The organism is Stenotrophomonas sp. STEN008 (genome assembly GCF_056760435.1).
On the sequence record NZ_JBRRET010000017.1, the window covers coordinates 24,590 to 51,483 of the forward strand.

Here is a 26,894-nt window from a genome sequence, read left to right on the forward strand (position 1 = left end):
ATACGGGAGCTGCCATGCGCACATCCAGCAGACAACAGCAGGTAACGGGCTTCACCCTGATCGAACTGATGATCACCGTTGCCGTCATCGCGGTGCTTGCGGCTGTGGCGTTGCCTTCCTACCAGCGACATGTGCTGAAGACACACCGCGCGATGGCCAAGGCTGACCTGGTCGAGATCGCGCAGCTGCTCGAGCGGCATCACACCGTGCAGAACAGCTACGACGGATTCTCGCTGCCGTTCAGCCAGTCGCCGCGGCAGGGCTCGGCCCGCTATGCCATATCGTTCGACGGCAAGGCGACCGCCGGGACCTATACCCTGCAGGCGGTTCCGGAAACCGGCCAGGACAAGGACGCGTGCGGCACGCTGACACTCGATCAGGCGGGCCGCAAGACGCCGGACAGCAAGACCAACCCGGAGTGCTGGTAAGACGGCAGCGGCGAGTGTGGAAGGGGCTTGCACCCCACTTCTGGAATTGGCTAGAATGCGCACCCCGCCCGAATAGCTCAGCCGGTTAGAGCACTTGACTGTTAATCAGGGGGTCGTTGGTTCGAGTCCAACTTCGGGCGCCAGTTTCGAGAAAGCCGCGAGCAATCGCGGCTTTTTTCGTTGGGGCAGGCCGCGCCGGATCAGCAGGGCGTAGGCACGCGTGGGCGCAGGCTCCGGATCCGTCCGGGGATGTTGATGATCACGCGGCTGTGTTCCAGGCCCTGCACGCACAGCACGATGGACTGGTTGGTGCCGGCGTTGCGCCCGTCAGCGCGGAATCGGATGTGGGCGCGATGGTCGCTCGCCCGCAGTTCCACATGGCGATGGCGGTTCTCCTGGGTGTGCAGCAGGGTGGTAATTCCCCCGCTGGCCACCCGCGGCTCAACCTGAACGCGCCAGCCCTGGCTCCAGCGGTTGTCGCAGCGGCTGCCGTCGCCGGAGCCGCACACGGTGACCGGGCGTCCCTCGGTGATGGCGGTGCTGCGCGCCAGCGACAGGCTGCCGACCAGCTGGGCACGCAGGGATTCGGCCTGCAGCTGGCGCATCGCGCGCTGCCAGGGGCGCCAGGCCACAGCCAGCAGTACGCACAGGATCATCAGGACCACCAGCATTTCAGGCAGGTGGAGCCCCCGGGCCTTGCGCGCGGGGTGTTTGCAGAGGGTCTGGAGCATGCCCACAGCCTGCCGGCCCCGCCGGCCGGTCTCCATTGGAGGTTGGCGCGTCGGGGTGTCCGGCTTCCCCTCAGCCGGCCGTCACCGGATGCCCCGTATACTGGCCGTTCCCGGGATCTGGCAACATCATGAGCGACAGTTTTGAACTCGTCTCGCCGTATTCACCGGCGGGCGACCAGCCGAACGCCATCGCGAAGCTGACCAGCAATTTCGAGTCCGGCATCGCCAAGCAGACGCTGCTGGGTGTGACCGGCTCGGGCAAGACCTACACCATCGCCAATGTCATCCAGCAGATCCAGAAGCCGACGCTGATCATGGCGCCGAACAAGACGCTGGCCGCACAGCTGTACGGTGAATTCAAGGCGTTCTTCCCGCACAACGCGGTGGAGTATTTCGTCAGCTACTACGACTACTACCAGCCGGAGGCCTATGTGCCGTCGTCGGACACCTTCATCGAGAAGGACAGTTCGATCAACGAGCACATCGAGCAGATGCGGCTGGCGGCGACCAAAACCCTGCTGTCGCGGCCCGACGCGATCGTGGTGGCCACCGTGTCGGCGATCTACGGCCTGGGTGCGCCCGAGGATTACCTGTCGCTGCGCCTGATCCTGTCCAAGGGTGAACGCATCGACCAGCGCGACCTGATCAATCATCTGACGCAGCTGCAGTACACCCGCAACGAATACGAACTGCAGCGCGGCACCTTCCGCGTGCGCGGCGAAGTGATCGATGTGTTCCCGGCGGAGTCGGACAGCGAGGCGCTGCGCATCGAGCTGTTCGATGGCGAGGTCGAGAAGATCACGATGTTCGATCCGCTCACCGGAGAAACCCTGCGCAACCTGATGCGCTTCACCGTCTACCCGAAGACCCACTATGCGACGACCCGCGAACGCGTGCTCGCGGCGATCGAGACCATCAAGGTGGAACTGAAGGAGCGGCTTGAGCAGCTCTACGCACAGAACAAGCTGGTCGAGGCGCAGCGCCTTGCCCAGCGCACCCAGTTCGACCTGGAGATGATGGCCGAGGTCGGCTACTGCAACGGCATCGAGAACTACTCGCGGCATCTCACCGGCAAGGGCCCTGGCGAGCCACCGCCGACCCTGTTCGATTATCTGCCGGCCGACGCGTTGCTGGTGATCGACGAATCGCACGTGACCATTCCGCAGATCGGCGCAATGTTCAAGGGCGACCGGTCGCGCAAGGAAACCCTGGTCGAATTCGGCTTCCGCCTGCCCTCGGCGCTGGACAACCGCCCGCTGCGTTTCGAAGAGTGGGAAGCGCGCTCGCCGCGCAGCATCTACGTGTCGGCCACGCCGGGCCCGTACGAAATGCGCGAGTCGGGCGACGAAGTGACCGAGCTGGTGGTGCGGCCGACCGGCCTGATCGACCCGATGGTGGAGATCCGCCCGGTCGCTACCCAGGTCGACGATCTGATGAGCGAGGCCAACGAGCGCATCAAGGCTGGCGACCGCGTGCTGGTTACCACGCTGACCAAGCGCATGGCCGAGAACCTGACCGAGTACCTCACCGAGCATGGCATCCGCGTGCGCTACCTGCATTCGGACGTGGACACCGTCGAGCGCGTGGAGATCATCCGTGATCTGCGCCTGGGCAAGTTCGACGTGCTGGTCGGCATCAACCTGCTGCGCGAGGGCTTGGACATGCCCGAGGTGTCGCTGGTAGCGATCCTGGACGCGGACAAGGAGGGTTTCCTGCGCTCCACCGGTTCGCTGATCCAGACCATCGGCCGTGCGGCCCGCAATGTGCGCGGCAAGGCCATCCTGTACGCCGACAAGGTGACCCGTTCGATGCAGGCCGCGATCGACGAGACCGACCGCCGACGCGCCAAGCAGGTCGAGTACAACGAAGAGCACGGGATCATTCCCCGCTCGGTGGCGCGTCCGATCACCGACGTACTGGAAGGTGCCCGATCCGAAGCGGCCGAGAAGGAATCGCGCAAGGGAAAAGGCAAGGGCAGGCCTGGAGTGGCCGAGGATGTGGCCGACTACCGCGCGCTCGGGCCGGCGCAGCTGGCGGCGCGTCTCAAGGCTCTGGAACAGCAGATGTACCAGCACGCCAAGGACCTGGAATTCGAGGACGCGGCCCGCGTCCGCGACCAGATCCGACAGCTGAAGGAGGCCAGCCTGGGCTGAACGCGACAGTGCCGCGCTTCTTCACAAAAGTGTTGCGCTTCCGGGCCGGCATCCGTAATATACGCGGCCTGCACCGACGCATTCGCGGACGTTCAGACCCCAAAACGGGCGGTTAGCTCAGCGGTAGAGCACTACCTTGACATGGTAGGGGTCACAGGTTCGAACCCTGTACCGCCCACCACGACGTTCTCGAAAGAGGGCGGTCGTGAATTGAAAGCCCGGCCCTGGCGCCGGGTTTTTACGTAAAGAGGCCCGCTGGCGGGCCGCAGTAACACGATGGGCGGTTAGCTCAGCGGTAGAGCACTACCTTGACATGGTAGGGGTCACAGGTTCGAACCCTGTACCGCCCACCACCTGGCTCCCGGCCCTGCCGGTGCAGCGGTGGTAATACGAAAGGCCGGCCATCGCCGGCTTTTTTCATGGGCGCATGCAATGGCCGCGTGATGTCACGTCCGCGTGGCCCGGTGGTCAATGACGAGCGTCCGCCGTATCCGCCAGTGCCCATCGATACGCTCCCACAGCTGGATCATGCGTGCCTCGCCGACGATTTCGCGATGGCCATCGGCCTGTTCCTGCGACAGGCACTGCTGTCCCACCCGCAGCAGTCGATCCTGGCGCAGGTGGAAGAGCCGCAGGCTGGCAGGTTCCAGTTCGCGCTGCATGGCGGGCTGCGCCACCCTCGTCGATGATTCGGACTGTAGGGGCAGATCGACCAGCACGGGCTCGTCGGCACTGGTGGCGTGACCGAACGCGCCAGCGCACAGCAGCAACAGGGCAAGCATCGGCATGGCACGGTGCTCCAGCGGGAAAGTGCAGGCAGACTGGCACTTCGCCGCCGGGCCCACAGCCAGCCTGCGACGAACACCCGGATTGAGCCGCCAAACGCAGCCAGGCGCCGATGAATCCGCACCGGGCAGGCGTAGACTTGCGGCGCCCGCGCAATCGCGGCCATCACAAGGAGCAGCTGCAATGAGCGATCACGTTCCCGTTTCCAGGCCCAACCCGCTGCTCGACCTGTTGTTCGGCGGCAACATGCTGGCAGGCACGTTCAAGGCCGTGGTCTGGGTGGCCATCCTGTGTGCCGTGCTGGCCTGGACGACCTGCCGCTGATGGCGCGCCTGCGTGCCGGCGTGCCGCACACTCGGACACGCGTGGCCCGCATCGGCTGCGGACGGGTGCCGTTCTGGGGGGCGGTCAGGCGCTGAAGGCCTGGCGCAGGCTGCGCAGTGTCGCCTGGCGGTGCTCCGTCGTGCAGGGCTCACCCATCTCCAGTTCCTGCAGGCGAAGGCCGATCAGGGTCATCGACAGGGCGTAGCCGCGTGCCGCGTCGGCTACCTTCGACAGGCCCACTGCACGACGGGTCAGTGCATCGACGTGGTCCAGGTCCGGCAGAAGGCCGAGATACGCGCGTTCGGCGCTGTCCAGATCGGGGGCGCGCAGGATCGCGTGCGCATCGGCTGCGGGGCTGGGGGAGGCCATGGGGATTCCTCGTCCGGGGAGCGCTCGGTCAGAACGAACGCATCAGGGAAATGAAGGCGGATGTCTGGCTGCCACGGCGCGCCATCGGGCTGTCCTTGACCGCATCGCCGAACCATTGGTTGGCCACTACGCCGGTGGCGCGCCATCTGCTGCCCAGTGGCGTGCTGACCGCGATCTGCACGCTCGGCGAGGTGGCGCTGACGGGGCTGTAGGCGGCCAGGCCCGAACGCAGTGCTTCCTCGTCGCTGATGCCGTAGTAGTAATCGAGCAGGCGCGCACTGGAATGCACCACTCCGGCCCTCGGCACCCAGGTGAAACGACCGGCCTGCAGCGGATAGCTGTAGTACAGGCTTGATTCCAGGCCGCCACCATGGCCGCTGATCTCGCGCATCACACTGGCTTCGACGATGCCCCAGTCGGCGCTGTATTCGGCATTGATGCCTCCCATCGCCGACATCTGCCGGCTGTGCAGGCGGCGCAGCTGTGGATCGTTCACGTCATCGGTCTTGAAGCGCAGCGTGTAGGGCGTGAGCGCCGCCGACAGGCGCAGGCCCTCGCCCTTGTACAGGTACATGCCCAGCGAGCCGGGGCTGGCGAAGAAGCGCTCGCCCTGCCAGGAGAGGGCGGGCACGACCAATGGCTTGACGTCGTAGTGCGCGTAGGCGCCCGATGTCGCGCCGACCGTGATCCCGGCCTTCACGCCGGGTGTCTGTTCCGCCGCCTGGGCCAGCAGCGGCATCGACAGCACGGCGGAGAACAGCATCGGGCGCAGCAGGGCAGAGGGCGACAAGGGCATCGATCGACAGCTTTGCAGGGGATGAGGCTGCATGCTGCGGTGTCAACATTGTCGCAACATTGCGTCGATGCATACGGAGCGCGACGGGGCCCTGGCTGGCACAATGATCCGAACCGTTTCCCGCAGCAGAGACCTCCATGCGCATTCTTCTGGTCGAAGATGATCCCGACCTCTCGCGGGCCCTGCAGTCCGGGCTGGAGCGGCAGGGCGTGGTCGCCGACGTGGTCGGCAGCCTCGCCGAAGCCGCCATCGCGTTGCGCGAACCGGTGCACCAGCTGATGCTGCTCGACCGCCAGCTGCCGGACGGCGATGGTGCCACCTTCGTCGCTACCGCACGCACGTTGCGACCGAATCTGGCGGTGATCATGCTGACCGCCAAGGGCACGCTGTCGGACAAGGTCGAGGGCCTGGATGTCGGTGCCGATGACTATCTGGTCAAGCCGGTGGCGATCGAAGAACTGATGGCACGCATCCGCGCGGTATCGCGTCGGCCATCGGCGATGGTCACCCCCAGCCTGCGGCTTGGGCAGCTGGAATTCGACTTCGAATCGCTGCAGGCGCAGGTGCAGGGCCAGACACTGGCATTGCCGCGCCGCCAGGTGCTGGTGCTGCAGGCGCTGGCGATGAGGCAGGGGCGCACGGTCACGCGCAGCGCGTTGGAGGCGGCGGTCTACGGTTTCGATGACGAGATCCAGTCCAACGCGCTGGATGCGCACATCTCCAAACTGCGCAAGGCGCTGCAACAGGCGGGCGCTGGCGTGGAGATCCATGTCATCCGCGGCGTCGGCTACCTGCTGGCGGAGGCCTGACATGGCGCGACCGATCCGATCGATCACCCTCGGCCTGGCCTGGCGGTTGTTCCTGGCGCAGGCGTTCACCGTGCTGTTCGCCGTGGTCGCACTGATCCTCACCTGGGGTGACAAGGATTCCTGGGGCATGGACATGTTCACCGCCGAGGCGGTGGCCAAGGCCGTGCACAGCCAGGATGGGGGCCTGGCGCTGGACGAGGCACGCTGGCAGAAGCTGGATGCGCGCGCCGGTGGCAACCTCTGGTTCGCCGCCGTCGATGACCGGGGAGCCTGGCTCGAGCGTGGCAAGGTACCGGCGATCCATGCGCCGCTGCTGGCGCGGCTGCCGACGCTGGGTGCCACCGAACTGGGTTCACTGGTGCCGCCCTATCTGGACGTGGCGCGGGTGATGATCCGCAACGAGGACGGGCGTCGCATCACGGTGATGGTGGGGGGCGCACCGAAGGGCGGCCTGCTGGATGGCGCGCTGATGGTGCTGCGCCTGATTGGCCTGTGGTTCTTCCTGCCGCTGATCGTGGTCACCCTGCTGGTGATGCCGACCGTGATCCACCGCGCGATGCGCGGTGTCCGACGCTCCGCGCAGCAGGCCAAGGAACTGGACATCGGCCAGCCGGGCGCGCGGCTGGACGCGCAGCTGGTCTCGACCGAGGTCGCACCGCTGGTGGAGGCGTTCAACGATGCCATCGACAAGGTGCAGCAGGGCTATGCGGCGCGTGACAAGTTTCTTGCTGATGCCGCGCATGAGCTGCGCGTGCCGATTGCCGTGGTGCAGGCGCGCCTGTCGCAGCTGCCGCAGGGCGAGTTGAAATCGCAGTTGCTGACCGACATTGCTCGCCTGGGCAACGTGGCCGAGCACCTGCTGGATCTGCAGCGGCTGGATCGCAACACCAGTGCGATGCAACGGTTGGATCTGGCCCTGGTGGTGCGCGAAGCGGCGGCCGAACTGGCTCCGCTGGTGGTGGGCGCCGGCTACGGTTTCGAGGTGGACGCACCAGAGACGCCGGTGTGGATCCACGGCGACAGCCTGGCGCTGGGGCGGGTCATCGCCAATCTGGTGCACAACGCCATCGTCCATGGCGGCGGGCGTGGCACGATCTGCGTACGTCTTGACCGGACCGGTCTGCTGGAAGTCAGCGACCAGGGCGCGGGCGTGCCGGTCGGCGACCGCGAGGCGATCTTCGAGCCCTTCCATCGACTGCGTGCGGCGGGCAGTGGCAGCGGGTTGGGCCTGCACCTGGTCAAGGAGATCGTCCAGCATCACGGTGGCTCGGTCAGTGTGGGTGAAGCCGTCGGCGGCGGCGCCAGCTTCCGGGTCAATTTCCATCGCGGCAGCGTGCGGCGCTGACCGCTGCGCGGGTCGTTGCCTGATAGGAGGACAGGGGCAGCACGCGGCAGGCTGATGCGATGGCCGCCGATACTCCGTTGCCCGCTCCCATTGGCGGGGTCTGCACTGCCGCGTTCGTCAGCGGCGCCCTGGCGTGCGTGCTGCTGCCCGCGTTGCCACCGCTCTGGAGCTGCGCGCTGGCGAGCACCGTGGCCGGCCTGGGGTGGGCGCTGCCGTGGCGCGGCCGCGCGGTTGCCGCGCTGCTGTTCGGCGCAGCGTGGGCGGCCCTGCATGGTCAATGGACGCTGCAGCAGCAACTGCCGCCGGCCATGCCGGTCCGCGATGCCGTGGTCAGCGGGCGCGTCGTCGATCTGCCGGTAAGGGCGGGCGGCCATACCCGTTTCGTCCTGCAGGTCGGCGATGCACCGGGGCATCCCGCACTGGCGGGCAAGCGCCTGCAGATCACCTGGAGCGATCCATGGCCCGGAATCCGCACGCGCGTTGAGGGTGGGGGCCGTCATCAGGTCCGTGCGGGGGCGCAGTGGCGGTTGCCGTTGCGGCTGCGGGCGCCACGCTCGCGGATCAATCCTGGCGGCTTCGACGCCGAACGTCATGCCGTGCTGGCGGGCATTGCCGGTCACGGCACGGTGCGTGCAGCGGGCAGTGCGCGTGAACTGCAGGCGCCGGACGGGCTGCTGGCCTGGCGCGAGGGCAGCAGCGATGCGATTGCAATGCAGGTTCCCAGCCCCGCATCGCGCTTCATCCGCGCGCTCGCGCTGGGCGATACCCGATGGCTGTCCGACACCGATTGGAATCAGTTGCGTGCGCTGGGGCTGACCCACCTGATCGCCATCTCGGGCTTCCACGTGGGCCTGGTGGGTGGCTGCGCGGCACTGCTGTGCACCGCAGTGTGGTGGCTGTTGCCGTCGCTGGCCCGTCATTGGCCGCGTCCGCAGGCCGCTGCGTGTTCCGCCGCGCTGGCAGCGGCCGGCTATGCCCTGGTGGCCGGCGCGGAACTGCCGACCGTACGCACGGCGTTGATGATCGGGCTGATCGCCTTGGCACGTGGGGGGCGGCGACCTCCCGACGTGGTCCAGGCCGTGTCACTGGCGGCCCTGGTGCTGCTGTTGCCAGCACCACTGTCCGTGCTGTCGGCCGGCTTCTGGCTCAGCTTCGGTGGCGTGCTTTGGCTGCTGTGGTGCCTGCCGACGGCAAGCGCCGACAGTGTGGGGAGCCGCCTGCAGGCCTTCTTCGCGGCCCAGGGGGTGGCCAGTCTCGGCCTCCTGCCGCTTTGCGTGGCCCTGTTCGGAGGCGCCGCGCGCCTGGGGCCTCTGGTCAATCTGCCGGTCATCCCGTGGTGGAGCCTGCTGGTGGTGCCACTGGCACTGCTTGGCACCGCTCTGGATGCCCTGTACAGCGGGGCGGGACGATGGCCCTGGCGCGCAGCGTCCTGGCTGTTCGACCTCAGCTGGCAGGCCCTGCAGCCGCTGGCAGACCACCCGCAGGCGATGTGGTGGCTGGCCGAGGCTCCGGCGTGGACCGTGCCAGCGGCCTTGGCGGGCCTGTTCTGGTGGTTGCTGCCGCGCGGGGCCGGCGGCGTGCTGGCCGGCGCGCTGCTGTGCCTGCCGCTGTCATGGCCGTCACGTGACATACCGGCTGCCGGGGAGGTGCAGCTGCTGGCGCATGATGTCGGGCAGGGCACGGCGGTGCTGGTGCGCACGGCACGGCATGCATTGTGGTACGACGTCGGCCCTGCGATCGGTGGCGATGGCGACGAACGGGTCCTGCTGCCGGCCGTACGTGCGCTGGGTCAGGTGCCGCCCGGTCGCGTGGTGCTCAGTCATGACCATCTGGATCACACCGGCGCACTGCCGCGGCTGCGCCGGCAGCTGCCGCACCTGGAGCTGCTGGCACCCCCAGGCAGCAGCCTCGACGGTGCCGGCAGCTGCCATCGCGGCGTTCGCTGGCGGTGGGACGGGGTGGACTTCGAGGTGCTGCATCCCGGGCCCGACGTGCCGACGGCCGGCAACGAGGACAGCTGCGTGCTGCGCATCGCCAGCGCACATGGCGTGATCCTGCTGGCCGGCGACATCGGCGCGGCGACCGAACGGCGCCTGGTGGAGCGGGCGCCCGGCGAGCTGCGCGCGGACGTGGTCCTGGTTCCGCATCATGGCAGCGGGGGCAGTTCGGATCCGGCCTGGGTGGCAGCGGTGGCCCCCCGGCTGGCCGTGGTCTCGGCCGGGCACCAGAACCGTTTTGGCCACCCGAAACGTGACGTGGTGCAGCGCTGGCGCGCCGTGGGCGCCGAAGTGCTGGCTACGGCCGAATCCGGCGCGATCCGCATATGGCTTGGCGCACAAGGCCTGCAGCTGCGTGAACAGCGCATCCACGCGGCCCGGTGGTGGGATGCCGCTGGGCGGGCGCGGTCGGCTGTTATCCTATCGCCGATCGAACAGGCGGCCGCTGGGCCGGAGGGTTGAAACGTGTGGGAACTGGTCAAGGCCGGTGGCTGGCCGATGGTGCCGCTGCTGCTGTTGGGCGTACTGGCTTTGGCAATCGTCCTGGAGCGCTTCTGGTCCCTGCGGCGCGCTGAAGTGCTGCCACCGGGGCTGGGCCAGGAAGTGCGCAACTGGGCTGCGCGCGGCAAGCTCGACCCTGCCCATCTGCAGACGCTGCGTGCCAACTCGCCACTGGGAGCGCTGCTGGCCGCCGCGCTGGAAGCACGCAATCGTCCGCGCGACCAGATCCGCGAGCGCATCGAGGACACCGGCCGCCACCTGGTACACCGCATGGAGCGGTTCCTCAACGCGCTCGGCACCATTGCCTCGGCCGGCCCGCTGCTGGGCCTGCTCGGCACGGTGATCGGCATGATCCAGATGTTCCTGGGCATCCTCGACCACGGCGTGGGCGATGTGAACCAGTTGGCCGGTGGCATCGGCAAGGCCCTGGTCTGCACGGCTACCGGCATGATCGTGGCGATTCCTGCGCTGATGTTCCATCGCTATTTCAAGGGCCGGATCCACGGCTACGTGGTGGAGATGGAACAGCAAGCCAGCGCGTTGCTGGATACGCTCGATGGTCGTCCCGGCGTGATGGCGCCCGCACCGGCATCGGCTGCACGTGCCGCTGCGCCCGCCCCGGCGAAGGCCTGATCGATGCGTATCGGCAACGACCGATCCCAGGATGAGCCGCATATCGATCTGGTACCGTTGATCGACGTCATCCTGGTGCTGATCATCTTCTTCGTGGTCACCACCACCTTCGATGCGCGTTCGACGCTGCAGGTGCAGCTGCCCACCGCCAGCCAGCAGCACACCGATGAACCGCCGCGTTCGTTGAGCGTGCTGATCAATGCCGATGGCCGCTATTTCATCAATGACCAGGAAGTGCTGCGCAGCGACGTCGAGTCGGTCAAGCAGACCATTGCCGCTGTGGCGGGCAGTGATCGCGAACAGACCGTGCTGCTGCGTGCCGACGCGCGCACTCCCTACCAGGCCGTCGTGACCGCGCAGGATGCGCTCGGTCAGCTCGGTTTCCGCCGTATTGCAATCGCCACTGCGCCAGAGGTGCGTCCATGAGTTCCAAACACGCGCCGGTGTGGCCGATCTACAAACGCCTGCTGGGCTATACCCGGGCCTATTGGGTGTTCATGGTGGCCGCGGTCATCGCGATGGTGGTCGAAGCACTGGCCGGCTATCACTTCACCAAGCTGATGGAGCCGCTGGTCAACCGGGGCTTCGTCAACCCGGAGCCGCGCATGGCGGTGATCCTTCCGCTGACCATCCTGGGCCTGTTCCTGATGCGCAGCCTGGCCACCTGGGTCAGCGACTACACGCTGGCCAAGACCGGGCGCAGCGTGGTCCGCGACCTGCGCGAGCAGGTTCTGCAGAAGTACCTGCACCTGCCGTCTTCGCACTTCGACAACGAGGCGACGCCGGTGATGGTCAGCCGCCTCAACTTCGACACCGAGCAGGTCACCCAGGCCAGCGCCGACGCACTGAAGACCGTGGTCGCCGACACCCTGACCATCATCGCCATGCTGGTGGTGATGCTGCAGATGAGCGTGAAGGTGACCCTGGCGATGCTGCTGGTGGTGCCGCTGATCGGCGGCATCGTGTCCTATGTCGGCAAGCGCTACCGCCGCATCAGCCGCGGCATCCAGGACGGCATGGGCACGATGGCGCAGACGGCGGAACAGTCGCTCGCCGCGCAGCAGGAAGTGAAGGTGCATGGCACGCAGGCGCATGAGATCGCCCGTTACTCGCGCCTGGCCAACCGCATGCTCGCGCTGAACATGAAAGTCGAAGTGACGCGTGCCGCCGCGTCCAGCGTGGTCCAGTTCCTCGCTGCGCTGGCCCTGGCGGTGATCGTCTGGGTGTCCACCCGCGAAGCACTGGCCGGCAAGCTCAATGCGGGCCAGTTCATGGGCCTGATGACCTCGATGATGGCGATCATCCCTTCGCTGCGGCGCCTGACCAGCGTGCAGACCTCGATCTCGCGTGGCGTCGCGGCGGCCGAGCGCCTGTTCGGCATCATCGACATGCCGGTCGAGCGCGACGACGGCACGCATGTCGTGCAGCGCGTACGCGGTGAACTGTCGTTCGAGCACGTGATGCTGCGTTATCGCGAAGACAGCGGCATCGCCCTGGATGACATCAGTTTCGTTGCCAGGCCCGGAACGGTCACCGCCATCGTTGGTCGTTCCGGCAGCGGCAAGACCAGCCTGATCCGGCTGGTGCCACGGTTCTACGAGCCCAATGGCGGCGTCATCCGGCTGGACGGCGTACCCCTGGACGACTATCCGCTGGCTGACCTGCGCCGGCAGGTGGCGATAGTCGGGCAGAAGGTCATGCTGTTCGACGACACCATCGCTGCCAACATCGCCTATGGCATGGATGCGACCGACGAGCAGATCCGTGCCGCGGCCGAAGCGGCCAATGCCTGGGAATTCATCGCACGCATGCCACAGCAGCTGCAGACGCCGGTGGGCGAGAACGGTGCGCTGCTGTCCGGTGGCCAGCGCCAGCGCCTGGCGATCGCCCGCGCGATCCTGCGTGATGCACCGATCCTGATCCTGGATGAAGCCACCGCGGCGCTGGACAATGAATCCGAACGGCTGGTGCAGGACGCGCTGCAGCGACTGATGCCGGAGCGCACCACGCTGGTGATCGCCCACCGCCTGTCCACCATCGAGCACGCCGACCAGGTGCTGGTGATGGATCACGGCCGCATCGTCGAACGTGGCACCCATCATGAGCTGCTTGCCATGGGTGGCCTGTACCAGCACCTGCACAGCATGCAGTTCCGCGAAAGGCAGGACTGATGGCAGGCAAGGGTACCCAGACCCCGCCGTACTGGTATGACGGCAGTTCGGTTCCATGGCCCATGCGCCTGCTGGCTCCGTTGTATGCCGGCGTCACCGCGCTGCGGCGACGCCTGTACCAGCGTGGTTGGCGCAAGCGCCACACGTTGCCGGTGCCGGTCATCGTGGTCGGCAACATCACCGCTGGCGGCACCGGCAAGACGCCGTTGACCATCGCCCTGGTCGAGCGTCTGCGCGCGGCCGGCTGGACGCCAGGCGTGGCGAGCCGTGGCTATGGCCGCGAGAACGCCGACAAGGCGCAGTGGGTAAAGGCCGATACGCCGGTTGCGACCGGCGGCGATGAGCCGGTGCTGATTGCCTGGAAGACCGGCGTGCCGGTGCGCGTCGATCGCGATCGGGTGGCGGCGGGCCGTGCGCTGATCGAGGCCGGTTGCGATGTGATCGTCTGCGACGACGGCCTGCAGCACTACCGGCTGGCGCGTGACATCGAAATCGAAGTGGTGGATGCGCAGCGCCGCTACGGCAACGGCCGGATGATCCCGGCCGGCCCGTTGCGCGAGCCGGTCAGCCGCGCTGCCGAGTGCGATTTCCGCGTGGTCAACCTGGGCCAGACGGATGAGGACGGCGCGGCGCAGGCCTGCGGATTCGGTCAATGGCCGATGGCCCTGCATATCGACACCGCACAGCCTCTCGCGGGGGGGCGTGCGCGCCCGCTGGGCTATTTCAAGGGCCAGCGCGTGCATGCCGTGGCGGGCATCGCCCATCCACAGCGCTTCTTCGACATGCTGCGTGCGCGCGGCATCGGCGTGGTGCCGCATGCCTTCGCCGATCACCATGCCTACCAGCGGCAGGATCTGTCCTTTGGCAGCCAGCTGCCGGTGTTGATGACCGAGAAGGACGCGGTGAAGTGCCGCGCGTTCGGCAATGACTGGTATTACGCCGTGCCGTTGCGCGCTGAACTGCCTGCCGCGTTCTGGGTGGCGCTGACCGATCGCCTGGACAAGCTGCGACCGAACTGAGCGGCCGGGCGACGCTTGCAATCAGGCGCCGCTGGCCACATTCCCGTTGTAACGAGCCTGCCGAGTACCGCCCGCATGACTGAATTCGTCGTTGCCATCCCCGCCCGCTATGCCGCCTCGCGGCTGCCGGGCAAGCCGCTGCGCTTGCTCGGCGGCGATCCGCTGGTGCTGCATGTGGCGCGCCGTGCGCTGCTGGCTGGCGCGCGCGAGGTATGGGTGGCCACCGACGATCAGCGGATCGCCGACGCACTGGCGGGCCTGGGCGAAGTGAAGGTGGCGATGACCGCCGCATCGCATGCATCCGGCACGGATCGCCTGGCCGAGTGCGCGCGCATCGCCGGCTGGGACGACGACACCGTGGTGGTGAACCTGCAGGGCGATGAGCCGTTCGCGCCGGCGGCCGGCATCCGCGCCGTGGCCGAGGCGCTGGTCGATGGCGCGGCGCCGATGTCGACCCTGGCTACGACGGTCGAGGACGCCGAGACCTTGTTCGATCCGAACGTGGTCAAGCTGGTGCGCAATGTGCGCAACGAGGCGCTGTACTTCAGCCGCGCCCCGATCGCCTGGCACCGGGACGGTTTCGCACGCAGCCGCGAGGCCCTGCCTGAAGGCCACCAGTGGCTTCGTCACATCGGCATCTACGGTTATCGCGCCGGCTTCCTGCAGCAGGTCGCGGCGATGCCGCCGGGCCGGCTGGAGCAGATCGAAGCGCTGGAGCAGCTGCGCGTGCTGGAAGCCGGCTTCCCGATCAGCGTCGCCATCTCGCCTGAAGCGTTTCCGCCTGGCATCGACACCCCGGAGGACCTGGAGCGGGCCGAGGCGGTGCTGCGGGCCATGACCCCGCAATGAAGCTGCTGGTCGTCTGCCTGGGCAACATCTGCCGCTCGCCGATGGCCGAGGGGGCATTGCGCGCGCGCCTGGAGGCATCCCCATTGGCCGGCCGTGTGCAGGTCGATTCGGCCGGCACGGGCGACTGGCACGTGGGCGAGCCGCCGGACCGGCGGGCGATCGCCTGCGCAGCCGGCCATGGCGTTGACATCAGCGGGCTGCGTGCCCGCCAGCTGCGCGCCGATGACTTCCAGCGCTTCGACTGGATTCTCTGCGCCGATGAGGCCAACCTGCGCGATGCCGGACGGTTGGCCACCGCGCAGGAGCGCCAGCGCCTGGCCCTGTACCTGCCATGGTCAGGCGGGCAGGGCGCGGCCGCCATTCCGGATCCGTATACCGGTGGCAGCGATCATTTCGAGCAGGTCTGGGCCCTGGTTGACCAAGCGGCAGAACGTGCGGTGGCACGACTGTTGCATGACGTCGACTCCGGCATAATCAGGGCATGAACGCCCAGCCTGTCCCGGACCTGCCCGAGTTCGCCACCTGGCTCAACGCCACCCCCTGCACCCTGGCGGAACTGCGCGGCCGGCCGGTCGCGCTGCTGTTCGTCAACGCTGCCTCTGCCTGGAGCGCACAACGCCTGGCCGAGTTCGGCCAATGGCTGTCGCGCCATCCGGGCAAGCTGCAGCCGCTGGTGCTGCAGGTGCCGCGCTTCGACTTCGAGCGCGACGCCGATGCCGCGTTGAAACTGCTGCGCCGCCAGGGCCTGACCGCCCCGGTACTGCTGGATGCGGATTGGGACGGCTGGCGCCGTTTCGGCGTCACCGCGTGGCCGACCCTGATCCTTCTCGATGCGCAGGGACGCGAGCGGCAGCGGCTGGTCGGGCAGGGCGCTGCGGGCGAGCTCGAGCGCGCGCTGAACGCACTGTGCGAGGGTGCACCCTCGGCCCCGCCGCGCGGTGGCAACGAGCTGCACCCCGAGCCGCGGCATGCGTTGCGCTTTCCGCTGGGCCTGGCGGTCAGCACCGAGCGCCTGTACATCGCTGACAGCGGCCATCACCGCATTCTCGAATGCAGCCATGGCGGCCGCGTGCTCCGCCAGTTCGGGCTGGGGACCGCGGATTTCATGGATGGCAATCTGGCCGAGGCCGCCTTCCACAGGCCGCAGGCACTGGTGCTCGAGCGCGACGCCCTGTACGTCGCCGACACCGGCAACCACGCCATCCGCAGGATCAACCTGTTGACCGGTCTGGTCGACACCCTGTGCGGCAATGGGCGCCCGGGCGCGCCGGTGGAAGGGCCTGTCGCCCAGCCGCGGCAGGTGCCGCTGGATCATCCGGTCGGCCTCGCCATCGCCGACAACCAGCTGCATATCGCCATGGCGGGTGATAACCGGATCTGGAGCTACCACCTCGGCCAGCGCAGCCTGCAATGGCGCGCAGGCAGTGGCGCGATCGACGAGCGTGACGGCAGTGGGCATCTGGCTGCCTTCGCGCAACCCACCGCGCTTGCCGTAGTACAACAGGTTCTGTACGTAGCCGATGCGCTGGGGTCTTCGATCCGCGCGCTGCAGCTGCGTGGGGATCTGGTGCAGACGCTGCTCGGGCAGGGCACGTGGCGTTTCGGCGAAGCCGACGGCCCGCGTGCCCAGGCCAGCCTGCAGTTCCCGCAGGCGATTGCGCTGAGTCCGGGCGCACCGCTGCTGTGGATTGCCGATACCGGCAACGGACGCCTGCGCACGCTGCGCCTGGGCGGCGGCGAACTGACCACGCAACCGTTGCCACGGCGCCTGCATGGCCCGGCCGGCCTGGCCGTGGGCGCGGGCGCGGTGTGGATCGCCGAGACCGACGCGCACGCCGTGCTGCGTTTCGACCCTGACAGTGGCGTACTCAGCGAAGTACCGATCAGCGAATGACCGACGTCCCCGTCCCGGCCTTCGACGGCAAGGCCTTCGCGGCCCAACTCAGTACCGCCCCCGGGGTGTACCGCATGTACGCCGCCGACGACACCCTGCTGTACGTCGGCAAGGCACGCGCGCTTCGCAACCGCGTGGGCAGCTATTTCAATGGCAGCCCGAAGAACGCGCGGATCATGTCGATGATCTCGCAGATCACGCGGATGGATGTGACTGTCACGCGCTCGGAGGCCGAGGCGCTGCTGCTGGAAAACCAGCTGATCAAGTCGCTGGCACCGCGCTACAACGTCTCCCTGCGCGACGACAAGACCTACCCGCACGTGCTGCTGACCCGCGAGGAATGGCCGCGCATCGCCCTGCACCGGGGGCCGCGTGCGATCCCCGGCCGCTATTTCGGGCCGTATCCGGGTGTCACCGCGGTGCGCGAGACGCTGAACCTGATGCACAAGCTGTTCAAGCTGCGCAGCTGCGAGGACAGCGTGTTCCGCAACCGCTCACGGCCGTGCCTGCAGTACCAGATCGGCCGCTGCAGTGCCCCCTGCGTCGAGCTGGTACCGGCAGGCGAGTATGCCGAGTCGGTGCGCCGCGCGGCGCTGTTCCTGGAAGGCAAGAGCGATGAGCTGACCCGGGAACTGGGTGAGCAGATGCAGGCTGCCAGTGAAGCGCTGGAGTTCGAGCAGGCCGCGCGCCTGCGTGATCTGATTTCGTCGCTGCGCAGCATGCAGACCCGCCAGTACGTCGATGGCCGCGCCGCCGACCTGGACGTGCTGGCCGTGGCCATGCAGGGATCGCAGGCCTGCGTGCTGCTGCTGGCATTCCGCGATGGGCGCAACCTGGGCACCCGCCCGTTCTTCCCCCGCACCAATGGCGAGGACAGCCCGCAGGAAGTGCTGGCGGCGTTCGTCTCCCAGTACTACATCGAGTTCGAGCCACCGCGCGAGATCCTGCTGGATCGCGAGATTCCGGATGCCGATCTGCTGATGGCCGCGCTGTCTGCTTCGGCCGAGCGCAAGGTGCAGCTGAAGTGGAACGTGCGCGGCGAGCGCGCCGGTTATGTGGAGCTGGCCAGCCGCAACGCGCAGCTGACGCTGGCCACCGAGCTCAACAGCCGCAACGCGCAGCACGTGCGCAGCGAAGCCCTGCGCGAGATGCTGGGCCTGGCCGAGCCGGTCAAGCGCGTGGAGTGCTTCGACATCAGCCACACGCTGGGTGAGGCGACCGTGGCGTCCTGCGTGGTTTTCGATGCGGCCGGTCCGGTGCGTGCCCAATATCGCCGCTACAACATCAGCGGCATCGAGCCGGGCGACGACTATGCCGCCATGCGTCAGGCCATCGACCGCCGCTTCCGCCGTGCCGTGGAAGAGCAGGGCGTACTGCCCGACGTGCTGCTGATCGACGGTGGCGCCGGCCAGCTGGCGCAGGCGCAGGCAGCGCTGGCCGACCTGGGCGTGGAGGGCGTATTGCTGGTGGGCGTGGCGAAGGGCGTGGAGCGCCGCGCCGGTCATGAGGCGCTGGTCATGCCCGACGGCCGCGAGCTGCGCCCCGGTGCCGCCAATCCCGCCCTGCAGTTCATCCAGCAGGTGCGCGATGAGGCGCACCGCTTCGCCATCACCGGTCACCGCGGCCGCCGGCAGAAGGCGCGCATGACCAGCAGGCTGGAAGACATCCCGGGCATCGGCCCGCGTCGTCGTGCCAGCCTGCTGAAGCATTTCGGTGGGCTGGTCGGCCTGAAGGCGGCCGGTGAAGCGGAGATCGCCAAGGTGGAAGGCATCAATGATGCCCTCGCGGCCCGTATCTACGCTAACCTGCACGGGTTGGCCACGCCCGATGCGGCCGATTAGAGAGAGAAGCGCGCAAGCATGAAGTTGACCCTGCCCACCTGGCTGACGCTGTTGCGGATCGTGATGATCCCGGTGCTGGTGCTGGTGTTCTACCTGCCCTACACCTGGACCAACTTCGCTTCGGCGGCGATCTTCGGCTTGGCCGCGATCACCGATTGGCTCGATGGCTGGATCGCCCGCCGCTATCAGCTGGAATCGGCGTTCGGCGCCTTTCTCGACCCGGTGGCGGACAAGTTGATGGTGGCGGTGGCGCTGTTCCTTATCGTGCAGGGGCATCCGACGCCGTGGATGGCGTTCTGGGCCGCCGTCATCGTTGGCCGCGAAATCGCGGTCTCGGCATTGCGCGAATGGATGGCCGAGCTTGGCCAGCGTGCCAAGGTGCGGGTGGCGATGATCGGCAAGGTGAAGACAACCGCGCAGATGGTTGCGCTGCTGTGCCTGCTGTACTCGGTCGCGCCCAGCGTGGCGGTCGAGGACATCTGGATGGGCTGGCCGATCTTCCACATCGGTGACTGGACGCTGGCCATCGCGGCAGTGCTGACGCTGTGGTCCGGCCTGCAGTATCTGCACGCGGCCTGGCCGAGCCTGCGCGAGGACGAGCGTGCCGCACGCGAGCGCTCACGACAGAAGAAGCTGGGCAACGGTTGATCCGCGGCAGACCGGATGCCCATCCGGGTGCGAAGGGCGCTGGTGCTGGACGCGCGCGGTTGAAAAAAGGCCTTGACGCCCCTTCCAGAATGGGTAGAATTTCGCCTCCCAAGCGGGAATAGCTCAGTTGGTAGAGCGCAACCTTGCCAAGGTTGAGGTCGCGAGTTCGAGTCTCGTTTCCCGCTCCAGATTCTGAAAGAGAGGCCTCTGGCCTCTCTTTTTTTATGTCGTGCCGGCCCTGGATTGCCGGGCTTTCCGCTCATCCGAACCTGAACGGAAAACGGGAATCGCCGAGGAGATTTCTGTTGACGCATTGCTGCAATCTCGACACAATAGCGCTCCTTCGACGCAGGTCGAACGGAATCTGCGGGAATAGCTCAGTTGGTAGAGCGCAACCTTGCCAAGGTTGAGGTCGCGAGTTCGAGTCTCGTTTCCCGCTCCAATTATGGATCTGCAGATTTCCAAGGAAGACTGTAGTTCATTGAAAAAAGGCGCTTCGGCGTCTTTTTTCGTTTCAGCCTGGCTCACTGCGATCTGTCGGCACACGGACCTTTTCAGTCCAGACATTAGTCCATGCAACCCAGACTCTCACCCCGGCGGTTTGTTGCTGAAGGCGGAGCGTCGTGCGTTTCGGGCACTGCGGCCGTGTACTCAGGAAGGGAAGGGTGGCGCACGCAGGGAAGGATCGAACGGGCGATTGATATGACGTGGTGCCACTCATGGCGAACTGTAGAGAGTTGCGCGTGTCTGCACGGGGAACATCATTGGAAAAATAGACTGCGGCGTCTGGGTTACTCCCCATGGCGTTGATTCTCCTGACTTGGGTTGTTGATGGCTACTGCATATCAACTGGAGGTCTGGGAATCGGCAAGGATTCGAGATCTAGGCGGGCAATTGGCCAAGCGCCGAGCTGGGGGCGGCTCAGTACTTGACGATGTCTACAGGGTAGCTGTCATCGTTATGCTCGGCTGCCTCTATCAGGATCTCTTCGAGCATAGGAATCAGTTCCCGGCCCGAAGACGTCATGAAGTAATTGCCGAGGGAGGTAATGCCTCCTGATATTTCTCTGCCCCGCGGAGGAAGGATGTTGGGCTCCTCGTAGCTCCATACCACGTTTCCCGGGTTGATCTGCGAAAGCTCGAGCTCAATGGTTCTAAGCTCAATGAGTGCGGCGTTCGCTTCTGTTGATGGCAGTTCTCCCTTGTATAGATTTCCCATTATTAATGGAAATCGGGGAGCCCCAGCCCGAAGGTTCAAGATTTACGGCTATCGTTGAGAAGAAGCAGTATAAGAACCCGACGCTTCCAATCTCGTCTGTTATTTGACCAAGTCTGATGCCAACTGCCATGGTTGCCTCCGTCTCCATACCCGGTTTCTTGATTGGCTTCTGGATCATCCAGCGAACCTGGCGATCTCGGTGATCAGTTCTGCATCGCGGACTGTCCAACCTACAGGCGGTGCGCACCATAGTGCCTGCGATAGCCCAAAGCATGTGCCCGCTTGGCGACAGGCGGGTTTGACCAAGGCGCTTGCGTCGGTCTGCTTAGGCGTTGCAATGGACTGCGCCTCGGTAAAGTCAGATGTGCGCATAGGGTCTCCCTCGTTGAGAAAGGATGTCAGGATGATCTGCCTGCTTGATGCCTGTCAGGTCAGTAGCCTGCTTAGGTACTCTGGTCAACCCTACAGGAGGATGCTGAATTGGTAGTCAATAATTATTGAGGTCGGAAAAGAAATATTCGCGACGCTTGGTGTTCTCCAGGAAGACCATCATCCATGCATCCATGACTTCAAAAATATCAATTCCAAACTCTGGATTGGCAGGGTCTTCATGCCACCATATCAAGCCTTCGGTATCGGTATGTCTACTTGAGTCCACCGCGACATAGTCTCCGCCGCCGTTTGAGAACACCGTGGTCCAATTCTCAGCAGAAGAATCGTCTTCCTCCTCAATCAAATCGGAAATCCGTGACTGGTCGGCAAGACATTGCGGACCCATTGAGTGGGCGGGAAAAAAGGCATACCCGTCGTGCACTTCGCGATAGAAATCTTGAAGCCTGGCGGGAAGGTTCCTGAACTTTCTGATCTTCTTGGCTGCATTCCGTTCTACAGGTGTCCCACCTACGTAATAGAAGAAGCTATCGCCGTCATGAAAAACATATGCCATTTCGACTTTGGCGCTCAGTAGCACTACGGTGCCCAGCAGGCAGTCGTTGAGCAGTGCAATCGTTGATGGGAATTCATCTGAAAATGAGGTCCAACCATCGGGATACGCTGGCGCGATATCAAAGCTCAGCCCGAATCTATCCCACCCTCTGGGAAGGGCTACGTCTCGAGGGACATCCTTGAGTTCATAACATACCTTTCGATGAGGGAATGTGGTGCCGAGGTCTTGGATGATGTCGCTGCGTGTAATAATTGCATTGATCCTGTAGGGGCGAGCGTCGCATGGCACGTGCTCGGCCTTGCTCTCGATGTACTCGGAGATGGTGTTCGATGGCTCTGTCAGGAAGAGCTCTTTGTTTATGGGGGACTGGAGCCATTGCTTTATCCAGTTGCGAACTCTTTTGTCTAGCTTGTCCATCTGTTTTGTAGCGTTCATTTTCTCTCCAGCGTAGGCTTGGAGGCGGCTAAAGCGTTCTGCGCAGCCATCGCTTAGGTCATCAATAGGTGGGTCGTATTCCTTGGCTCTACCCTTCTTGCGGGTAGGCCCGGCGACCTTCCATTGCAGGCGGGAATAAGATCGAGGAAGTCCGGACTTTCAGCGGATAGGTGCCTGGTTTGCTGCGGCTTTCGAAGGGCCTCCTTGATGCCGTCGTTCCCCGGAAACTTCTGGGGAGCAGCCAAACGACCAACGCGAGTTGCGCAGATCGTTCTGACCCTGCAGGGCGGCAGTCGCCTTCGTCTACCGGGTCAGGTAACCCCGCTCTCTCCAATACCGCATCGCGAAGCCATCGTCTTTTGCGAAGTAGGGCGCCTGGCCGTCCAGCAGGTCGGCGTTGGCACGACGCATTTCCCGAGCGCCGATCTTGAATAGTCGCAACGCATCCGCGAGCTCAGGCCCTCCGACCGGATCAATCTGGACCGCGGGCTCATCTCTATCCTGGTCATCCTTGTGGCGGATACGGACGCGCTTCTCGCCGTCCATACAGATTTCAACGTCGTAGTAGTAGCTCTCGATAGTGCTGGTCCCGTCGGGTTGACGCAGTTCCCTGGATAGGCGAAGGAGGGGCTCTTCAGGGATTGGCCCACTTGTCTGCTGGCGAAAAGCCGCATGGCAATGGCCGACCCAGAGGCCGCACCGATCCTCATCCTCGTAGTCATCGTAAGGTTGGCAGATCTCCAGCCCCAGAAGGGTGCAGATGTCTGTGGGAGAAATGATCTGCGTGGCCCAATGGCGACTGCACACTCCTTCTTGAAGGAAGCGCCAACCCGTGAGGATCAACTCCACGAAGGGAGGGTGGATTTCCTCCGCCTCAACCTGGGTCCATTCGGCTTCATCTTGGGCCGTATCGTTGCAGATGTACTTCCAGAGACCCCAGCCCTTTTCAGGTTGGCGTCCCAGAAGCCGATCAATCAGACCGACGCTTGTCTCCGTACGCTCCATTACCAGGCGAGCGCCAATCCCTTCTGACGCAGCCTCCATCTGGACGATGTACACGGGAGCTTCCGGATGCGCGATGTCCACGTGTACGCAAAGTGAGATTCCGCCCCGGTTGAACTGATAGCTGCACGTGTCCTTCGGCACCATGTCCTCGCCACAGATCCGCAGGAAGTTCTCTGGGCTGATATTGGCATCGCTGAACAGGCTGAGCGTGCACAGCAGGGGATCTGCCGCTGTCAGGCCGTCCTTGCGAATGACGCTTCCGCCAGCGGCCCACCGTTCAACAATCGCTGCCGCGTCCAGTGACCAGCTGCTATCCGGATGAGGGTCTTCTCTGAAAAGGCAGTCGGGATCGATGAGCTGTGCCAGCTCATCTCCATCCATGGCGTCGACATCGTCAATTCTGCGCAGGCACTGGATCGAACCCTCGATCTCTACGGAGTAGTCCGTCTGGATGAGCAGAGACACCTCGGCAGAGCCGACAACGTGCAGATAGCCGTGGTTGTAGTCGCCCCAGTACAGCTCTTTGACACGGAGACTGCCGCCCACTCTGATCTCCTGCCCACCGACGACCGCATTGGATGTCGTCAGATCGCCCGAGACAACAAGTCCACACGCGCCGTCGGTCTCCAGGCTGTGAATGTGGCGAGCGATTTCCAGATTGCCGCGGACCAGGATGAACCGTATGTGCTCACTCAGTGCTTCCTCTTCTTCCTGCCATGGGGCCAGCGGGTTGTCCAGATCCAGCGTGTCGAGCATCAGGTTCCCGGGTGCGAGGAGAACCAGGGTGCTTGAGTTCTCGGTGGCGTATCCCTCCTCACGATAGAGCGAGTCCTCTGGGACCTCGTCCTTGACGTCCTCGTAGCGGACCACCTGGAAGGGGCACTCCGGAGAAAGCCGGGCAACGATCTTTTCAAGCGTCGGTGCGGGCGGTACTCGCGTGATCGCGATGAGTTCGCCATTCCACAGTTCCTGGAAGAGCCGAAACTCAACGAGCTGGGCCAGCATAGAGAAGTGCACCGCTGCATCGACTACCTGCAATGAGTCACGTTGTGCGGCGCCTCCAAGGCCGAGTGCGGGGAAAAATCCGAAGCATTGGCCTACACCCAGGGGGCCATGCTTCAGCACTGCTGCCTCGAACAGTGGAAGGCCGTCATGGCCTACCAGATCCAGCTTCTCGTCAGGCAGCCGGAAGACAGAAGTTGCAGTTCCGCTGATACAAGCCGGTGACAGTTTGTTGTCCGTCAGTCGCCTGCAGAGGATTGAACCCCTCAAGAGATCGATCTGGCCCGGGCCGTATTTCGTATGGACGAAGTAGATGGTGCCGAACGCGGAGTAGGCGTAGGCGAGTGTGTCCGATGGAGCGAGATCCGGAACCTGCCGCAGCGCCAGCTCCATCACCATTGCCAGATCCTGCGGATGGCACAGCTGGATCCGTCCATTTCTGAAGACTGATCGCCCACGCTTGATCAACTGATTGCGAATTCCGGCGGGCATCAGGTTCTCGAGAGCCTCTGCGTCTGCGTTGCTGAGGCGATGAGAATCCAGAAGGTTCGATTGCTGCATGGGTGGTCCTGACTCGACAAGAGGTCGCTGCGTGGCGCGGTCGATCAGAACACTGCCGGCACTCGAGAGCTCGGGGCAGCTACTGTCCTGTATGGGACTGATCAGGAGCTATGCAACTACTCCGAAAAGTGGCAGCAACAGGCGTGGGTCCAGCGTTCACCGTTCATCGTCGAGACGGCGCACAGCGCCAGCAGCGATCACGATGGATGCATCGTCTGCGCAGGAGTAGGCGCGGTACCCGTCCATACCCTTCCATCCCCAGCGTCGTCAGCGGACAGTGCAGCCGCGCGACCAGCAGGTGCAGCGGAGGATCGACAGGGCCCGTCGCGTGCGAGCGGGGCTGGGCGGGCGGCGTACCCAGCGCGGAAGCGTGAGACTGTTCCAAAGACTGTTGACGGCGTGAAGGAACTTCGACACAATGGCGCTCCTTCGACGCAGGTCGAAGAATCTGCGGGAATAGCTCAGTTGGTAGAGCGCAACCTTGCCAAGGTTGAGGTCGCGAGTTCGAGTCTCGTTTCCCGCTCCAGATTCTACAGGGCCCCGGTTGGGGCCTTGTTTTTCTCCCGCACTTGGCAAGGCGGGGCCCGTTGAGCCACAAGGCTTTTCGCGCAGTCAGAAAAGTGAAATCAGGTGTGAAATCGCTGGTGTGAGTTCCGGGCTTCCGGTATCATGACAGCCTATGCGGGAATAGCTCAGTTGGTAGAGCGCAACCTTGCCAAGGTTGAGGTCGCGAGTTCGAGTCTCGTTTCCCGCTCCATGTTCCGACAGGCCCCATCGCGGGGTTTTGTCATGTCAGGGGCTCCATTCCTGGCGCGCAGTACGTTGGCCTCATGGCAGAGTGGCTATGCACCGGATTGCAAATCCGTTTACAGCGGTTCGATTCCGCTTGAGGCCTCCAATTGAAAAGCCCTGACTTCGGTCAGGGCTTTTTTTTTGCGCCGTCATCCTGCGCTGCCAAACGTGCCTGACGTCCCAGTCTCAGCCGCCTACGACATGGGAAGGGGGTATGGTCAGTGCAGAGGCCTTCGGGCGCGGCAATGGCAGGCAGGGAGACTATGGCGCGTGGCGGACAGGCGGTGGATCGGCAATGAGCAAACCCACAACGGAAGTACGCTGGCTGACATTCCGGCTGATGAACGGACAATCGATCGGACCGGAGCGCCTGCGCGATGGCTGGAGCACCGCTTCGGAAACCCGCCACTGCGGGGTCCGGCGCGAGGCCATCGAGGGGGCAGGTGTGGTCTACGCGCTGTACGGGCCTGCCAACCTGGCATCGCCGCGTCGTGCCGAGATGCGCATGCGTGAGTTCCTGATGAGCAGCGGCTACACCTTCACCATGGGCACGCTGGGCGGCTAGCGCATCGCGGCGGCCTTCAGGGCCGCGACCACCTGTTCTCCGGAGAAGCCACAGTGGCCCGTGCCTGCTGCGGGCAGTACGCGCGGCAACGGCGTCGCACCCGCGTGCGCGGCCAGTTGCGGGTAGCGCTCCTGCATGCGCGGTGCGATGGTGGGATCGTCGTTGTTGAACTGGATCACCAGCGGCCGCTTCAGCGCCCCGGTCAATCCGAGTGTTTCGCGCACACGCGCCTGTGCTGCGGGAACGGCAGCGATGCGCTGCACCCCTGCATTGAACGCGACGTCATCGCCGAATCCACGATAGACGACGCCGATGTTGCCGACTGGCATGCCTCCACTGCGCTTGGCCAGTTCGTGCAGGACCAGCGCGTGCAGGCTGATCGTTCCGGGCAGCGCATCGGATGCGACCTGCAGTTGTGCGGCCAGCAGTGCAGCGGAGTGCGGCGCGCGTTGCAGGGCGTTGACGATGCCTTGGTACAGCTCGCCCTGTGGTACCGAAGCGGCTTCGCTGGATGCCAGGCCAGCAGCAGGCAGTCCTTCGGCATGCGGGAAGAAGTAGTCGAACGCGACCACGGTGGTGAGCAGGTCGCCGGCCAGCTGCTCGCCTGACAGGTTGGCGCCGCATAGCGAAACACCACCGGCGTAGTGGGCCGGATGCCGTTCGAGACTCGCCACGGTCACCGCACCGCCCATCGAAAAACCGAGCAGCCAGGTATTGCGCACGCCCTTCAAACCGGCCAGCGTGTGCTGACGCAGGCGTTCCACATCGTTGATGGCATCGGCCACCGCCCACCCCTGGCTCGCGTAGGCGCTCTGTGCGACCGCGTAGCCGGCCGCCAGCAGAGGTGCGGTCGCCTCGTTGGCGGCCATCGGCGATTCGCGTGGCGTGCCCACCGGCTCGTAACCGTGCGCCAGCATCACCAGATCGCCGTTCCAGTCCGCAGGGATGTCCAGGCGCCACGGCGCACCCTGCAGCTCGCCACTGAGCATGCGTGGCGGGGCGGGCGGCGCCGCGAGCAGCGGCATGGAAGGCAACGCCAGGGCCAGTGCCAGGGTCAGTCGGAGAAGGGCACGCAT

General features: G+C 65.2%; 24 protein-coding genes and 8 tRNA genes. 24 read left to right on the forward strand and 8 right to left on the reverse strand.

Annotation, left to right across the window (positions count from 1 at the left end):
• The first annotated feature begins 14 nt into the window (after positions 1-14).
• Positions 15-428: a type IV pilin protein gene (locus ACVOME_RS10165; protein ID WP_053516619.1), complete on the forward strand. Its 414-nt coding sequence runs from the start codon at positions 15-17 to the stop codon at positions 426-428.
• Between the two features lie 66 nt (positions 429-494).
• Positions 495-571 (forward strand) — tRNA-Asn (locus ACVOME_RS10170).
• Positions 572-628: 57 nt separating this feature from the next.
• Here ACVOME_RS10170 and ACVOME_RS10175 read toward each other — a convergent pair.
• Complete coding sequence (locus ACVOME_RS10175; protein WP_481505054.1) at positions 629-1,159, reverse strand: GspH/FimT family pseudopilin; 531 nt, start codon at positions 1,157-1,159, stop codon at positions 629-631.
• A 128-nt stretch (positions 1,160-1,287) separates the two neighbouring features.
• Here ACVOME_RS10175 and uvrB point away from each other — a divergent pair, with 128 nt between their 5' ends.
• The 3 genes from uvrB to ACVOME_RS10190 all read left to right on the forward strand — a co-directional run bounded on the left by uvrB (position 1,288) and on the right by ACVOME_RS10190 (position 3,665).
• Positions 1,288-3,312 (forward strand): excinuclease ABC subunit UvrB, encoded by a 2,025-nt coding sequence (gene uvrB / locus ACVOME_RS10180; RefSeq protein WP_053520440.1) that lies wholly within the window; start codon positions 1,288-1,290, stop codon positions 3,310-3,312.
• A gap of 106 nt (positions 3,313-3,418) precedes the next feature.
• A tRNA-Val gene (locus ACVOME_RS10185) sits at positions 3,419-3,493 on the forward strand.
• Positions 3,494-3,590: 97 nt separating this feature from the next.
• A tRNA-Val gene (locus ACVOME_RS10190) sits at positions 3,591-3,665 on the forward strand.
• A 93-nt stretch (positions 3,666-3,758) separates the two neighbouring features.
• Here the strand turns inward: ACVOME_RS10190 and ACVOME_RS10195 are convergent.
• On the reverse strand, positions 3,759-4,100 hold the full coding sequence (locus ACVOME_RS10195; protein ID WP_253119589.1) for a hypothetical protein: 342 nt from the start codon (positions 4,098-4,100) through the stop codon (positions 3,759-3,761).
• A 181-nt stretch (positions 4,101-4,281) separates the two neighbouring features.
• On the opposite strand from ACVOME_RS10195, the gene ACVOME_RS10200 reads away from it, so the two are divergent.
• Entirely contained in the window at positions 4,282-4,422 is a 141-nt protein-coding gene (locus ACVOME_RS10200) for a hypothetical protein (protein ID WP_164972405.1), read from the forward strand.
• 84 nt (positions 4,423-4,506) lie between these two features.
• Here ACVOME_RS10200 and ACVOME_RS10205 read toward each other — a convergent pair whose 3' ends face one another.
• Together ACVOME_RS10205 and ACVOME_RS10210 are read right to left on the reverse strand one after the other, a co-directional pair.
• Positions 4,507-4,791 (reverse strand): hypothetical protein, encoded by a 285-nt coding sequence (locus tag ACVOME_RS10205; RefSeq protein ID WP_065175865.1) that lies wholly within the window; start codon positions 4,789-4,791, stop codon positions 4,507-4,509.
• Positions 4,792-4,819: 28 nt separating this feature from the next.
• Positions 4,820-5,587, reverse strand: coding sequence for a MipA/OmpV family protein (locus ACVOME_RS10210; RefSeq protein WP_065175866.1), 768 nt, complete (start codon positions 5,585-5,587; stop codon positions 4,820-4,822).
• Between the two features lie 137 nt (positions 5,588-5,724).
• Here ACVOME_RS10210 and ACVOME_RS10215 point away from each other — a divergent pair, with 137 nt between their 5' ends.
• The 14 genes from ACVOME_RS10215 (at position 5,725) to ACVOME_RS10280 (ending at position 19,736) form a co-directional block, all read left to right on the forward strand.
• Positions 5,725-6,396 (forward strand): response regulator transcription factor, encoded by a 672-nt coding sequence (locus ACVOME_RS10215; protein WP_065175867.1) that lies wholly within the window; start codon positions 5,725-5,727, stop codon positions 6,394-6,396.
• 1 nt (position 6,397) lies between these two features.
• Complete coding sequence (locus ACVOME_RS10220; protein WP_053519968.1) at positions 6,398-7,741, forward strand: sensor histidine kinase; 1,344 nt, start codon at positions 6,398-6,400, stop codon at positions 7,739-7,741.
• A gap of 59 nt (positions 7,742-7,800) precedes the next feature.
• Positions 7,801-10,200 (forward strand): DNA internalization-related competence protein ComEC/Rec2, encoded by a 2,400-nt coding sequence (locus tag ACVOME_RS10225; protein ID WP_481505055.1) that lies wholly within the window; start codon positions 7,801-7,803, stop codon positions 10,198-10,200.
• Between the two features lie 3 nt (positions 10,201-10,203).
• Complete coding sequence (locus ACVOME_RS10230) at positions 10,204-10,872, forward strand: MotA/TolQ/ExbB proton channel family protein (RefSeq protein ID WP_481505056.1); 669 nt, start codon at positions 10,204-10,206, stop codon at positions 10,870-10,872.
• Positions 10,873-10,875: 3 nt separating this feature from the next.
• Positions 10,876-11,298, forward strand: coding sequence for an ExbD/TolR family protein (locus ACVOME_RS10235; RefSeq protein WP_065181236.1), 423 nt, complete (start codon positions 10,876-10,878; stop codon positions 11,296-11,298).
• Complete coding sequence (gene msbA / locus ACVOME_RS10240) at positions 11,295-13,043, forward strand: lipid A export permease/ATP-binding protein MsbA (RefSeq protein ID WP_053519964.1); 1,749 nt, start codon at positions 11,295-11,297, stop codon at positions 13,041-13,043. Before ACVOME_RS10235 ends, msbA begins: the two co-directional genes overlap by 4 nt.
• Positions 13,043-14,062 carry a tetraacyldisaccharide 4'-kinase gene (gene lpxK, locus ACVOME_RS10245; RefSeq protein ID WP_065175869.1) on the forward strand — a complete coding sequence of 340 codons (1,020 nt, stop codon included), beginning with the start codon at positions 13,043-13,045 and terminating at the stop codon, positions 14,060-14,062. Before msbA ends, lpxK begins: the two co-directional genes overlap by 1 nt.
• A gap of 75 nt (positions 14,063-14,137) precedes the next feature.
• Positions 14,138-14,911, forward strand: a complete 774-nt coding sequence (kdsB, locus tag ACVOME_RS10250) for a 3-deoxy-manno-octulosonate cytidylyltransferase (protein ID WP_111186050.1) — start codon at positions 14,138-14,140, stop codon at positions 14,909-14,911.
• Positions 14,908-15,396, forward strand: coding sequence for a low molecular weight protein-tyrosine-phosphatase (locus ACVOME_RS10255; protein ID WP_111186051.1), 489 nt, complete (start codon positions 14,908-14,910; stop codon positions 15,394-15,396). Before kdsB ends, ACVOME_RS10255 begins: the two co-directional genes overlap by 4 nt.
• Complete coding sequence (locus ACVOME_RS10260) at positions 15,393-16,805, forward strand: hypothetical protein (RefSeq protein WP_279941777.1); 1,413 nt, start codon at positions 15,393-15,395, stop codon at positions 16,803-16,805. The genes ACVOME_RS10255 and ACVOME_RS10260 overlap by 4 nt, the downstream gene beginning before the upstream one ends.
• Positions 16,802-18,646: an excinuclease ABC subunit UvrC gene (gene uvrC / locus ACVOME_RS10265; protein WP_053519959.1), complete on the forward strand. Its 1,845-nt coding sequence runs from the start codon at positions 16,802-16,804 to the stop codon at positions 18,644-18,646. Before ACVOME_RS10260 ends, uvrC begins: the two co-directional genes overlap by 4 nt.
• Positions 18,647-18,664: 18 nt before the next feature.
• Positions 18,665-19,294, forward strand: a complete 630-nt coding sequence (gene pgsA, locus ACVOME_RS10270) for a CDP-diacylglycerol--glycerol-3-phosphate 3-phosphatidyltransferase (protein WP_053519958.1) — start codon at positions 18,665-18,667, stop codon at positions 19,292-19,294.
• 112 nt (positions 19,295-19,406) lie between these two features.
• Positions 19,407-19,482: transfer RNA gene (locus ACVOME_RS10275), tRNA-Gly, on the forward strand.
• Between the two features lie 178 nt (positions 19,483-19,660).
• Positions 19,661-19,736, forward strand: a tRNA-Gly gene (locus ACVOME_RS10280).
• A gap of 479 nt (positions 19,737-20,215) precedes the next feature.
• Here the strand turns inward: ACVOME_RS10280 and ACVOME_RS10285 are convergent.
• The 3 genes from ACVOME_RS10285 to ACVOME_RS10295 form a co-directional block, all read right to left on the reverse strand.
• Positions 20,216-20,512 (reverse strand): Imm70 family immunity protein, encoded by a 297-nt coding sequence (locus tag ACVOME_RS10285; RefSeq protein ID WP_481505057.1) that lies wholly within the window; start codon positions 20,510-20,512, stop codon positions 20,216-20,218.
• Positions 20,513-20,999: 487 nt separating this feature from the next.
• Positions 21,000-21,893: a hypothetical protein gene (locus ACVOME_RS10290; protein WP_481505058.1), complete on the reverse strand. Its 894-nt coding sequence runs from the start codon at positions 21,891-21,893 to the stop codon at positions 21,000-21,002.
• Between the two features lie 303 nt (positions 21,894-22,196).
• On the reverse strand, positions 22,197-24,461 hold the full coding sequence (locus ACVOME_RS10295; protein WP_481505059.1) for a T6SS immunity protein Tdi1 domain-containing protein: 2,265 nt from the start codon (positions 24,459-24,461) through the stop codon (positions 22,197-22,199).
• 450 nt (positions 24,462-24,911) lie between these two features.
• Here ACVOME_RS10295 and ACVOME_RS10300 point away from each other — a divergent pair.
• The 4 genes from ACVOME_RS10300 to ACVOME_RS10315 all read left to right on the forward strand — a co-directional run bounded on the left by ACVOME_RS10300 (position 24,912) and on the right by ACVOME_RS10315 (position 25,818).
• A tRNA-Gly gene (locus ACVOME_RS10300) sits at positions 24,912-24,987 on the forward strand.
• 155 nt (positions 24,988-25,142) lie between these two features.
• Positions 25,143-25,218, forward strand: a tRNA-Gly gene (locus tag ACVOME_RS10305).
• A gap of 67 nt (positions 25,219-25,285) precedes the next feature.
• A tRNA-Cys gene (locus ACVOME_RS10310) sits at positions 25,286-25,359 on the forward strand.
• Positions 25,360-25,548: 189 nt separating this feature from the next.
• Positions 25,549-25,818 carry a hypothetical protein gene (locus tag ACVOME_RS10315; RefSeq protein ID WP_053520307.1) on the forward strand — a complete coding sequence of 90 codons (270 nt, stop codon included), beginning with the start codon at positions 25,549-25,551 and terminating at the stop codon, positions 25,816-25,818.
• Here the strand turns inward: ACVOME_RS10315 and ACVOME_RS10320 are convergent.
• Complete coding sequence (locus ACVOME_RS10320; RefSeq protein ID WP_346480007.1) at positions 25,815-26,894, reverse strand: alpha/beta hydrolase; 1,080 nt, start codon at positions 26,892-26,894, stop codon at positions 25,815-25,817. The genes ACVOME_RS10315 and ACVOME_RS10320 overlap by 4 nt on opposite strands.